The sequence below is a fragment of the Pseudomonas sp. BF-B-15 genome (assembly GCF_019946675.1).
Taxonomy (GTDB): Bacteria; Pseudomonadota; Gammaproteobacteria; order Pseudomonadales; family Pseudomonadaceae; genus Aquipseudomonas; species Aquipseudomonas migulae.
Genome location: NZ_JAGYFZ010000071.1, coordinates 20,027 through 31,933, shown reverse-complemented (window position 1 = coordinate 31,933; position 11,907 = coordinate 20,027). Strand labels below are relative to the sequence as shown.

At 59.2% G+C, this 11,907-nt stretch carries 12 protein-coding genes; 8 read left to right on the top strand and 4 right to left on the bottom strand.

The window, feature by feature from the left end:
- Window positions 1–1,048, bottom strand: a 1,048-nt coding sequence (locus tag KGA97_RS20875) for a histidine kinase dimerization/phospho-acceptor domain-containing protein (RefSeq protein ID WP_223481421.1), incomplete at its 3' end; no start/stop codon positions are given.
- A complete protein-coding gene (locus KGA97_RS20870; protein WP_008025454.1) occupies window positions 1,045–1,755 on the bottom strand; it encodes a response regulator in 711 nt (236 codons plus the stop codon). The genes KGA97_RS20875 and KGA97_RS20870, both read right to left, overlap by 4 nt.
- Window positions 1,756–1,922: 167 nt before the next feature.
- On the opposite strand from KGA97_RS20870, the gene KGA97_RS20865 reads away from it, so the two are divergent.
- Window positions 1,923–2,714, top strand: coding sequence for a VacJ family lipoprotein (locus KGA97_RS20865; protein WP_223481420.1), 792 nt, complete (start codon window positions 1,923–1,925; stop codon window positions 2,712–2,714).
- 215 nt (window positions 2,715–2,929) lie between these two features.
- Here KGA97_RS20865 and KGA97_RS20855 read toward each other — a convergent pair whose 3' ends face one another.
- Window positions 2,930–3,829, bottom strand: coding sequence for a LysR family transcriptional regulator (locus KGA97_RS20855; protein ID WP_223481419.1), 900 nt, complete (start codon window positions 3,827–3,829; stop codon window positions 2,930–2,932).
- 92 nt (window positions 3,830–3,921) lie between these two features.
- Here KGA97_RS20855 and KGA97_RS20850 point away from each other — a divergent pair, with 92 nt between their 5' ends.
- The 4 genes from KGA97_RS20850 to KGA97_RS20835 all read left to right on the top strand — a co-directional run bounded on the left by KGA97_RS20850 (window position 3,922) and on the right by KGA97_RS20835 (window position 7,496).
- Window positions 3,922–4,467: an NAD(P)H-dependent oxidoreductase gene (locus KGA97_RS20850; RefSeq protein WP_223481418.1), complete on the top strand. Its 546-nt coding sequence runs from the start codon at window positions 3,922–3,924 to the stop codon at window positions 4,465–4,467.
- A gap of 59 nt (window positions 4,468–4,526) precedes the next feature.
- Window positions 4,527–4,910 carry a hypothetical protein gene (locus KGA97_RS20845; RefSeq protein ID WP_223481417.1) on the top strand — a complete coding sequence of 128 codons (384 nt, stop codon included), beginning with the start codon at window positions 4,527–4,529 and terminating at the stop codon, window positions 4,908–4,910.
- An 83-nt stretch (window positions 4,911–4,993) separates the two neighbouring features.
- Entirely contained in the window at window positions 4,994–6,916 is a 1,923-nt protein-coding gene (locus KGA97_RS20840; protein WP_223481416.1) for an alkaline phosphatase D family protein, read from the top strand.
- 64 nt (window positions 6,917–6,980) lie between these two features.
- Window positions 6,981–7,496 carry an adenylate kinase gene (locus tag KGA97_RS20835; RefSeq protein ID WP_223481415.1) on the top strand — a complete coding sequence of 172 codons (516 nt, stop codon included), beginning with the start codon at window positions 6,981–6,983 and terminating at the stop codon, window positions 7,494–7,496.
- 87 nt (window positions 7,497–7,583) lie between these two features.
- On the opposite strand, the gene KGA97_RS20830 is transcribed toward KGA97_RS20835, so the two are convergent.
- Window positions 7,584–8,759 carry an aspartate aminotransferase family protein gene (locus KGA97_RS20830; RefSeq protein ID WP_223481414.1) on the bottom strand — a complete coding sequence of 392 codons (1,176 nt, stop codon included), beginning with the start codon at window positions 8,757–8,759 and terminating at the stop codon, window positions 7,584–7,586.
- A gap of 102 nt (window positions 8,760–8,861) precedes the next feature.
- On the opposite strand from KGA97_RS20830, the gene KGA97_RS20825 reads away from it, so the two are divergent.
- From KGA97_RS20825 to KGA97_RS20815, 3 genes are all read left to right on the top strand, one after another.
- Window positions 8,862–9,767, top strand: a complete 906-nt coding sequence (locus tag KGA97_RS20825; protein ID WP_008025440.1) for a LysR family transcriptional regulator — start codon at window positions 8,862–8,864, stop codon at window positions 9,765–9,767.
- A 65-nt stretch (window positions 9,768–9,832) separates the two neighbouring features.
- The gene (locus KGA97_RS20820; RefSeq protein WP_008025438.1) at window positions 9,833–10,846 is read left to right on the top strand and encodes a sensor domain-containing diguanylate cyclase; all 1,014 of its coding nucleotides are present in this window, start codon (window positions 9,833–9,835) and stop codon (window positions 10,844–10,846) included.
- A gap of 78 nt (window positions 10,847–10,924) precedes the next feature.
- The gene (locus KGA97_RS20815; RefSeq protein WP_207285710.1) at window positions 10,925–11,875 is read left to right on the top strand and encodes a phospholipase D family protein; all 951 of its coding nucleotides are present in this window, start codon (window positions 10,925–10,927) and stop codon (window positions 11,873–11,875) included.
- The last annotated feature ends 32 nt before the right edge of the window (window positions 11,876–11,907 follow it).

Here is an 11,907-nt window from a genome sequence, read left to right as displayed (position 1 = left end):
CCAGCAGATTGGTCATCACCCGCTTAAGCCCCAACGGCCGCCCGAAATACACCAGCCGTTGCGGCCCGCGGAAGGCGATCTCGACACCCTGATCCCGGTAATCATCCCGCAGGGTTTGCAGCAGTTCCGCCAGATCAAACTGGGTCGCCGGTTCAAGCCGCGCATCGTCCCGAAAGAATTCCAGCGCCGAATTGATCATCGCCTGCATTTCATCCACGTCACGAAACAGCCGCTGCTGTTGCTCGGCATCCTCGATGAATTCGCCGCGCAAGCGCATGCGCGTCAACGGTGCGCGCAGGTCGTGGGAGATGGCCGCGAGCATTTGCGTGCGGTCGCGGATGAAGTGTTGCAACTGGGCCTGCATGGCGTTGAAGGCGAGGATCGCCTGGCGGATTTCCTGGGGGCCGAGGGGTTCGATGGGCGGGGCGCGGAAGTCCACGCCAAAGCGGCGGGCACCTTCAGCGAAACGTTGCAAGGGTGTGGCGAGGCGGCGAGTGGCGATCAGTGCGACCAGCGCGGTGGAGATCAGCACCAGCAGGATGACGATCAGGTAACGCGGCGTTTCGTCGAGGCCCCAACTGCGTGAGGGCGCGGAGAACATCAGCCAGGACGAGTCGGGCAGCTCGATCAGCAGCGCGTAATGCGCGTCCGCCGAGGGCTCCGTCCAGTCAGCCGGCTCGTAGGTCTGGATTCGACCTGCGAATTTAAGCAACGGCTGCAAGAGGGTCGAGCCGATTTCGGAATCCAGATCCTCCACCGGCGGCAGGTTGAGCTCACGTCGATCAAGGTGCCAACTGACGGTAAAGCCTTCATCACTGACAGCTTGTGCCAACTGGCTGCGCAGGGGCACCGGGGCAGCCTTGATGACGCGGGTGATGGCGGCCATTTTTTCCAGCAGCCCGGTTTCAGTCAGCGGCGGCCGCGCCCAAACGCCAGCGAGCTGGATGAACAGCCCGTTGAGCGCCAGCGAAATGAGCATAGCGAGGATGATGGTCAGGGCGATCCAGCGCGCCACCGTGTCCCGGCGAATCCGCTTCAGCCAGTTCATCGCCGCGTCACACTTGGAGTGAACAGGTAACCGCCGTTGCGCACGGTGCGAATCATCGCCGGGCGCTTGGTGTCGGATTCGAGTTTGCGTCGCAAGCGGCTGACTTGCACGTCGATGCTGCGGTCAAACGCGTCGTGGCAATGCCCGCGCGCCAGGTCCAGCAGCTGCTCGCGGGTGAGGATGCGTTGCGGGTGTTCGACGAAGACCAGCAGCAAATCAAACTCACCGGCCGACAGCGGGATCATCACGTTGTCCGGCGAGCGCAGTTCCCGGCGGGTGACGTCGAGGTGCCAGTCGGCGAAGTCGATCAGCGGCCGTGGACGTTCCTGCGCCAACGGTCGACGGTCCTCCACGCGGCGCAGCACGGCACGCACCCGGGCCAGCAGCTCTCGGGCGTCGAAGGGTTTGGTCAGGTAATCGTCGGCGCCGAGTTCGAGGCCGACCACCCGATCACTGAGCTCGCCCATGGCGGTGAGCATGATCACCGGGATCGCGTGGCGGATGCGCAGTTGCTGGCACAGGATCAGCCCGCTGTCGCCGGGCAACATGACGTCGAGAATGATCAGGTCTGGTGCCTGGCGCTCGATGGCCGCCCACAGCGACGCGCCGTCGGTGGCGACCTCGACGCTGTAACCGTGCTGGACGAAGAATTTTTTCAGCAGATCGAGGACTTCAAGGTCGTCGTCGACAATTAAAAGGCTGTTCACCGAAGGTCACTTAACGGGGCGAATGGAACCGTCATCTAAAACCATTCACGGCAGCGCGTCATATATTTCAATCCTGCAATAAAACGACAGCGGCGCAATAAACCGGACATCTTTGCGCAAGGCTCGGGGCCCAGCATCGCCGCCAATTCCTCCCGAGACTCGCGTCCATGTTGCCTTTCAAATGTGCTCCCTGGCTGGCCCGCAACACCTCGATTGCCGTGCTGGCCGCCGGGTTGGCGGGCTGCAGCAGCCAGCCGTCGTCCAGCGCCGAAGTGAGCTGCGCCGACATCGCCTATTCGGTGTACGACCCGGCGGAACCGCTCAATCGCGGGGTCTTCGCGTTTAACCGGGTGGTGGATGACTACGCCCTGGCGCCGGTCGCTCGCGGCTATCGCCACACGCCGGACTTTTTCCAGACGGGTGTGCATAACTTCGTGGCGAACTTCGGCGAGCCTGAGGTGTTTATCAACGACCTGCTGCAAGGCAACCCGATGCGTTCGGTCAATACGCTGGGGCGGTTCGCGCTGAATACCACGGTGGGCGTGGTGGGGTTGATCGACGTCTCCGGCATGGCCGGCATTCCACGTCATAAAGCCGACTTCGGCCAGACCTTCGGCGTGTGGGGCATCGGCGACGGGCCAATCGTCGAACTGCCGTTGCTCGGCACGTCCAACAGCCGCGATGCGGCCGGGCGTGTGCTGAGTTTCGTGGTCGATCCGTTCGGCGACAACAGCGATACCGTGGACACGCTCTCAACGATCAACACCGTCGGCGACATCGTCGATGACCGAGCCGAAGTCCTGCCGCTGACCGACAGCCTGCAAAAACTGCCGGACTATTACAGCGCGTTGCGCAACGTGGTGGCCGAGCATCGCGCCGCTTTCGTGGTCGAGGGCAAACAAGGCTCGCCGAAGAACACTCAACCACAATGCACAGGAGCACCGGCCGATGGTTTCTGAAGGCCTGATTCTTCAACACCGCGTGACCCGCGACGACGAGGCGAATCTGCACTGCCGGGAAATCACCCTGCGCCTGTCCGCAGACTGTCGCCAACTGGTGCTCACCCGCTACACCGAACACTACGGCCCGGCGCTGGTGCGCTGGATCGAGCGCAGTCACACGGTGTCGGTGAGCGAGCTGTTTCGCTGGCTGGTCGCCAACGGTGAGGCGGATGTCAGTGAGCAGCGATCACTTCCTCCAACACCCGCGCTACGCACTGCACCGCCGCGTCCTCATCGCGGCGTTTATGCCAGGCCAGATGCACCGCAAATCCCTCAACCTCAATCGGCGGTTGCACGGCGTGCAGCGTCTTGGCCATCGGCATCGACAGGCACTGGCTGGGCAACATCGCAATCAGGTCCGAGCCCAGCAGCAGATCCGGAACCATGACGAAGCTCGGCACGACGATCCCGACCCGTCGCGCCAGCCCCCTCCCTTTCAACAACTCGTCGAGCGGGCCCCAGGTTGCGCCCCGGCCAGACACCAGCACGTGTGGATAACTCAGCCAGCGGTCGAGATTGAAGTCTGCAATTGCAGGATGCCCGGCGCGCATCGCCACCACGAAATGCTCGTGCAACAGCAGGCGTCGGGTGTAATCCGGTCCGAGGGGCGGGAAGACCGACATGGCCAGATCGCTTTGGCCGCGACTCAAACTTTCCTGAGCCGCTTCGCCGCCCTGCCAGGGTTGAATCACCAGGTCGATGCCCGGTGCCAACTCGGCCAGTCGCTGGTGCAACTGTTGCGCGACGATGATCGCCGGGAAGTCGGCCATGACGATGCGCACGGTTTGGCGCAGGGTACTCAGGTCGGCACTGGCAGCGCCGACCAGGGTGCTGACCGAGCCCAGAATCTGCTTCAACGGACCGCGCAAGGCCTGCGCCTTGGGGGTCAGTTGCATGCCGCCCGGTACGCGTTCGAGCAGGCGATCCTGGAACAGATGCCGACAACGCTCCAGCGCATTGGAGGCCGCCGGTTGCGACAGGCCGACACGCTCGGCCGCGCGGGAGACGTGGGCTTCGTCGAGCAACGCATCGAGCACGGTCAACAGATTGAGGTCCACCGAACGTAGATTCATTGAATCAATACCTAATTAGACAAACCATCCATTGGAGCAATTTATAGCACGCTGGCACGCTGTGGCTCCCTTCACTTGAACCGGGTAATCCCATGAACGACACCACGCTGATTATGAGTTTTCACCCGGATCTGGGACGTTCACACGCCAACCGCGCCTTGCTTGATGCCGTGAAGGATCTGCCGGGCGTCTCCATCGTCGATCTGTATGGGCTTTACCCGACCGATGAAGTCGACACCGCCGTGGAGGTGCAGCGCTTGTTGTCGGCAAAGCGGCTGGTGCTGCAATTTCCGGTGCAGTGGTACTCGACCCCGGCGTTGCTGAAAAACTGGCAGGACCGTGTGCTGACGCAGATGTACTACATCGCTTATGAAGCGCAGGGTTCCAGGCTTGAGGGCTTGCCGATCATGATTGTGGCGACGGCGGGCAATACGCCCGAGGCCTACAGTGAAACCGGCGTTAACCTGTTTCCCCTTGAGCAATTGCTGCAACCGTTGCGCGCGACTGCGCATCGCTGCCAATGGGCGTGGAGCGAGCCGTTTCTGGTGTATCGGGCCAACAAGCTGCCGGGGTCGGAGTTGAATGTCATCGCCACTGATTACCGGGCCAGGATTGAGCAGTTTCAACGCAACCCATGACACTCTTCAGCTCAAAGCCACTGATTTGATATCGTGCACGCCATCGTCTCTCCCGACCCATGAACAAGGAAGAATCAATGGTACCCCTCGGCATTTTGGTGTTCCTCGCTGCATCAGCGGGGATATGGCATTGGATCGTGAGGAATCGTGGCAGCGTCAATCTGTGGCTGGCCAACCTGGCAGGTGCCCTGGCCAGTTTCCTCGTGGGTGTGGTCGTGCTGATCTTTATGGCCCCCGAACAGGCTGGAACACGGGGCCCGACGTATTTTCTTTATTCGTTGATGGCGTTCATCGGGGTGTTCATCGGGACGTGGCTCTTCGTCATCGCCCGATTCAAGGAAGGCGAACATCCGGTCGGCCGTCATTTTATCGCCGGGGCCTGCAGTGTGGTGGCGGCATTTTTCACGCTGTTGCTGTGGGTAACGACCTTTCCCGCCAAGTAAACGTTACCCCAGGCAATTGATGAAGTTCAGGCAGAGGTCTGCGTTATCATCGCCGGCCTGTGCGCCAAGAGTCTTGAACCCGGATGTCCGAATCACTGCCACTGCCTGACAACTGCACCCCACTGCCACCGGTTCTGGTCGGGCCGCTGTTGCGGCGCCTGGAGCCTTCACGGCTGGTGCTGTGGCTCGTGGGCACCCGGGCGTTGTCGCTGACATTACGCCTGCAAGATGTTGGCGACATCCGCCTCGACGCCGGGCAATGCACGATCATTCCCGTCGGAACGCACGCCTTTATTCATTTGATCGATGTGCCGCTCGACAACGCCCTGCCCTGCGACACGTTGATCGAGTACGACCTGTTGATTGATGGCGCAATGACGGGCATCGCCGAATGGGCGCCGCATCTGTTGTATGGCGAAGCACGCTGCCCGAATTTTGTTTTGCGCTCGCGGATCGACCAACTGCTGCATGGCTCTTGCCGCAAACCTCACCATCCCGCCGCCGACGGCTTGCTCTGTGTCGATCATTTGCTGGCTTCGGAACACGAGGCCACTGAGCGCCCGGCGTTGCTGATGATGAGTGGCGACCAGGTGTACGCCGACGATGTCGCCGGGCCGATGCTGAGGGCCATTCATGCCTTGATCGCACGGCTGGGATTATTCGGCGAACACCTCGAAGGCGCCGTGGTCAGCGACAGCGCCAAGCTCTATGAGCATGCGGCCAGCTACTACCACCGTGCGGATTTGTTACCGGCGCTGCAAAGCAATGAAACCCTGCGCGAGCGATTTTTCGGCGGCGCGCGCAAGCCGATTTTCACCAGCAGCAGTGCCGATAATCATCTGGTGACCTTCGCTGAGGTCATGGCCATGTACCTGCTGGTGTGGTCGCCGACACCCTGGACGCTGATCACGCCAAAACCGCCGAAGTTGATTCCCGAACGGCGCGAGCGTTATGCGCTGGAGCAGACGCGCATCGATACCTTCAAGGCTGGCCTGGGCGGTGTCGCACGGGCCTTCGCGCATCTGCCGTGCCTGATGATCTTCGACGACCACGATATTACCGATGACTGGAATCTTTCCGCGCAATGGGAGGAAACGGCCTACGGCCACCCGTTCTCCAAGCGCATCATCGGCAACGCGCTGATTGCTTACATGCTGTGCCAGGGCTGGGGCAACAACCCGGATGCGTTCGGCGCGGTGCTGGCGAAGACCGATGGTTTCAGCGCGACCGGGGAAGACGGCTACCTCGACAGCCCGGTGCAGGACGCCTTGATCGATGAGCTGCTGAAGTTTCAGCACTGGCATTACGTGCTGCCCACCAGCCCCGCGATGGTGGTGCTCGACACCCGCACGCGGCGCTGGCGCAGCGAGATGACGCTCAAGCAACCCTCGGGTCTATTGGACTGGGAAGCCCTCTGCGAACTGCAACAGGAACTGCTGGATCACCCGTCGGCAATCATCGTTTCGCCCGCGCCGGTGTTCGGTGTGAAGCTGATCGAAACCGTGCAACGGGTGTTCAGCTGGTTCGGTTATCCCCTGTTGGTGGACGCCGAAAACTGGATGGCCCATCGCGGCGCAGCGCAGGTGATCCTGAACATTTTCCGACACTCGCGTACACCGGGTAACTACGTGGTGCTGTCAGGCGATGTGCATTATTCCTTCGTCTACGAAGTGCTGATCCGACACCGCAAGGCGGGCCCAAGGATCTGGCAGATCACCAGCAGCGGCATCAAGAACGAATTTCCGCCGACGCTGCTGGAATGGTTCGACCGGCTCAACCGCTGGCTCTATTCGCCACGTTCACCACTGAACTGGCTGACCAAGCGCCGACGGATGCGCATCGTGCCGCATGTTCCGGAGCATGCCGAGGCGGGTGAACGGTTGTGGAATTCGGCGGGGATCGGGCAGGTGTTCTTTAATGAAAAAGGACAGCCGCAGGCGATTTACCAGCACAACTCGGATGGCTCGCCGAAGACGCGGATGGTGGCGCCTGAGACTGAAGACTGAAGGCGAGAGACCGAGTTGTCTGCATCGCGAGCAAGCTTGCTCCTACAGTAGATCGTGGTGATTTATGGATCTCATCCGAACCCTGATCATTGGCAATTCCGGCTCCGGCAAGAGCTGGCTGGCCAAGCGCCTGGCGGATCACTTGAAAGCGCCGTGGGTTGATCTGGACGCGATTCACTGGCTGTCCGACGAACACAGCATCGCCCGCCCCCGCGCCGAAGCCCTGGGCATGGCGCGGATCGCAGCAGATGAAGAGCGCTGGGTGATCGAAGGTGTCTACGGCTGGATCGTCAGCGAACTTATCCACAGGGCCTCGGCGTTGATCTGGCTGTGTGTTGAGGATGAGGAATGCGTCGCCAATGTTCGTCTGCGTGAGGCTAATCGGGATGAGCAGGACGAGAGGCTGATCGCCTTGCTCGACTGGGCCGGCAGTTATCGTGCTCGCGAGGGTTCCAGTGGGTATGCCGAGCATCGGCAGTTGTTCGAAGGGTTCGCCGGTTCAAAACTGCGACTCATGAACCGCGCGGACATCACCGACTTCGCTGATTCCCGGCCGTATAAGAGCGAACCGCACCTGTAGGAGCCAGGCTTGCCGGCGAAAGCGTCCTCAAGAGCGCCTTCGCCGGCAAGCCTGGCTCCTACAAAAAGCGGTCAGCATTAAAGTCGTTCAGACCGTTTTCACCGCCCGACCAACCCCTCTGACAATCATCTCCACCTCGCGCTCATCAATCGTCAGCGGTGGCAGCAGGCGGATGGTCTTGCCCCGTGTCACGTTGATCAGCAAGGCGTGATCCCGGGCGGCGATCAGGGTCAGGTCGCGAATCGGTTGCTTGAGTTCGATGCCGATCATCAAACCCTGGCCGCGAATCTCCAGCACGTTCGGGTCATCGGCCAACTCGGTGCGCAATCTGGCGAGCAAGCGGTCGCCCTGTATTTTGGCGTTTTCCAGCAGGCCCTGTTCTTCGATGATGTCCAGCACGGTGCAACCCACGCGGCAGGCCAGTGGATTACCGCCGAACGTGCTGCCGTGGCTGCCGGGGGTGAAGAGGTCGGCGGCTTTGCCCCGGGCCAGGCAGGCGCCGATGGGGACGCCGTTACCGAGGCCTTTGGCCAGCGTCATGACGTCCGGAACGATGCCTTCGTGCTGGAACGCAAACCACTGGCCAGTGCGGCCGATGCCGGTCTGGATCTCGTCGAGCATCATCAGCCAGCCACGCCGGTTGCACAGGTCGCGCACGGCCTTGAGGTAACCGGGCGGTGCCAGTTGCACACCGCTTTCACCCTGGATCGGCTCCATCAGGATTGCCACGATTCTTGCGCCGTGGGCCTGCTGGACCTTGTCCAGCGCCTTGAGGTCGCCGAACGGCACTTTGACGAAATCACCCGGCAGTTCATTGAACCCCAGGCGCACGGCCGGGCCATCGCTGGCGGACAGGGTGCCGAGCGTCCGGCCATGGAACGCGTTTTCCATGACGACCACCAAGGGCTGTTCGATGCCTTTGTGCCAGCCATGCAGCCGCGCCAGTTTCAGCGCAGTCTCGTTGGCTTCGGCACCGGAGTTATTGAAGAACGCCCGCTCCATGTCCCCCAGCCGCGTCAGTTTCTGCGCCAGCCGCTGTTGCCAGTCGATGCTGTAGAGGTTGGAGGTGTGCAGCAGCAGGCCGGCCTGTTCGCTGATCGCCGAGACGATTCTGGGATGCGAATGCCCAACATTGGTCACCGCCACGCCCGCCACCGCGTCCAGGTATTCACGACCGGCCTGATCCCACAGGCGCGTGCCCAGGCCTTTACTGAAACTCAGTGCCAGCGGTTGGTAAGTACTCATCAGGCAGGCGGCGGTCATGACATCAAACTCCATCAATGGTCGGTGTTTTTGCAGTATGGTTAGCCACCTGAGCTGGATAAACGCTGCAATACTTCATTCATTTTAAAGTCGGGCTTGATAATGGATTTGTTCCAGGCAATGACCGTGTACGTAAGGGTGGTGGAATCCGGCAGCATGACCGCCGCCGCTTTTCAGTGCGAAATGTCCACCACCATGGTGGGCAATCACCTGCGGGCACTGGAGCAGCGTCTGGGTGTGCGCTTGCTCAACCGTACGACCCGGCGCCAACGGTTGACGGAATTTGGCACCGCGTACTATCAACGCTGCCTGGAAGTGCTGGGACTGGTGGCCGAATCCGAGCGCCTGGCCGAGCAGGCCCTCGACGAGCCGAGCGGCACCCTGCGCATTACCGCACCGTTAACCTTCGGCACGGAAAAACTGGCACCGGCGCTCAGCGAATTCGCCCTGCTGTGCCCGCGCGTAAAACTGGACGTTGTCCTCACCAACCGCCGCCCCGACTTGCTTGAAAACGGCATCGACGTAGCGTTTCGCCTGGGCAACATGGAACAGACCAACCTGATCGCCCGTCCACTGGTGGACTACACCCTGACCATGTGCGCATCGCCGATCTACCTGGCGCGTCGCGGCAACCCGGAAAAACCTGATGACCTGCGACACCACGACTGCCTGTCCTTCGCCTACCCGGCCGGTGATGACTGGCAATCGGTGGAAAAGGAATGGCGTCTGAGCGGGGCCGAAGGCGAGGTAGCGGTGGCGGTCAGTGGACCGATGCTGATCAACAGCTCCGCCGGTTTGCATCAGGCGGCACGCACCGGCATGGGCATCGTGCTGTTACCCGACGCCTTGGTAGAACAAGACCTCAAAGACGGAACACTGGTGGCCTTGATGCCGAATTACCCGCCGCCGAGCCGGCCAATGAGCCTGATGTACGCTCAGGATCGCTACCGCTTGCCGAAATTACGCCGTTTCGTCGACTTCGCCATGGCGATGTGGGGCAAGCACTAGGCGGTTGAATGCACCATCGACTAATCTCCTCGACTGGCGGGTCGCTTTGGTCAGGGAGAGCAGTGATGGATGGGGCCTCGGATATTGAAGCGTTGAAGTTCAATCTGTCGGATTTGAACGAAGACATGCTGCACACCATTCTGGAACTGGTCAGTGATGGCATCTGGGACTGGAACGCCAATACCGGGTTCGTTTACCGCAACCGCGGCTGGTACGAAATGCTCGGCTATGCGCCTCACTCCCTCAACAACACGGTATTCACCTGGGAATCGGTGATGCATCCCGAGGATTACCCACGGGTCATGGCCCTGTTTGACGCCTACCTGAGCCAACAGGCTCCCGGCTATCAGGCCGAGTATCGCTGCCGCATGCAGGATGGTAGCTATACCTGGGTCGAAGACCGCGGCTACGTGCTCGCCCGCAACGCCGACGGTTCGGTGGCGCGCATGGTCGGTGCGCACCGCAGCATCGAAGACAAGAAGCGCTTGTTCGAAGAGCTTGAACGAAAGAACAAATCCCTCGAAGCCATCGTCGAAGAACGCACCCGCGAGTTATCCCGGGTCAACCAGCAACTGCAGATTCAGCTCGAAGAAAATCGCAAACTGGCGGAAACCGACGCACTGACCACAATCGCCAATCGCCATCGCCTGAGCAAGGACCTTCCTCAGGCATGTGATCGCGCCCAGCGCTTCCGACAGCCGCTGTCGCTGATTGCCATGGACATCGACGACTTCAAGAACATCAACGATCACTACGGTCATGCCTTGGGGGATGCCGCGTTGGTGCAGGTAGTCCAGAGCGTGAAACATTGCGTACGCGACGGCGATTTGCTGGCGCGCTGGGGCGGTGACGAGTTCATCATCATTCTTCCCGATACCCCGTTGGCCGACGCCAGAAGCCTCGCGGAGACAATCCGCCATAGCGTCGCCAGTTTGCTGCCAGTGGGAGACTTTCAAGTAACCATGAGTTTTGGCGTCGTACAACGCTTTGAAGAAGAACAACAGACCGGGCTGCTGGCCAGGGCTGATCAAGCGTTGTATCGGTCGAAAGTGGCGGGCAAGAATGTGATTTCAGGGTGAAGGTATTGGTTAATCCATGATCACCTCAAGATGTAGTGACAACCTCAGCAAGTCAAAAAATGGAGCAATAGCATTGTTATGGAAATTCTGAACAACGAAAACAATCTAAATGCTTATTTAGAAAAAATTCACAACAAACAAATAACAATAGTTAGTGCCTTTGCAAGCAAAACAGAAAACCTGATTGACACAATGCTAAAAAATGAAAACTCCATTGAGCTTATTATCGGAACAATCAACTCATTCTCCTCCCCCGATTTCATTGAACACTGCAGAGACATCAAAAATAACAAGCTTAACTTTTCTGTAGACTTTGGTTATCAGGCAAGCACCCATTGGAAGGTGTACTTGATAGCCCCGAAGACCGTCATTATTGGAAGTGCCAATTTTACAAGCACCGGAATCAGTCTATTTCGCGACACTTGTGTAGTTATTACCAGCAAGGAGCTTCACAACAACTACAAAAAAGAAATTGCAACAATCAAAAAATCACCCGCCGTTATTTATTCTCGTACGGACACCTTCAACAGGCATTTAAACCTTTACAGAGCGAATCACGACAAGATGCAAAAGGCCTTAGCCAGAGGCATGCAATACGCCGACGGTCCTGATTGGCTAAAGGATGAGTCTAACCAGTCACTGCCAATTTTTATATGGGACACCTATCACACCGAGAAGACAAAAGAGCGCGCACAGAAAGTACTAAAGGAAAACACTTCAACCATTGAGCATAAGGGCATTCGTGACTTTTTCTGTTATGACGCTTCAAGCGGATGCCCCTACAATGAGGGCGACATCGTTATCTGCACCAGCAACAAAGGTCACTACCTTGACTTTTACAGTTTTGACCGAATCATAAAAAGCGGCAAGACATATTACATCTACTCATTAAAACAAGGAAAACGCTTTCGCCCCTTCCCGATAAAACATAGAAAAAGCCAAATTAAAATCCACCTTTCAGACTGGTACGAGCAAGGTATTACTAAGCTGAACAGAGACAACATATCCAGCTTTATGTGTGACGACTAGACTTTAGTTATTTCCATCGTCATGTGCGCCAG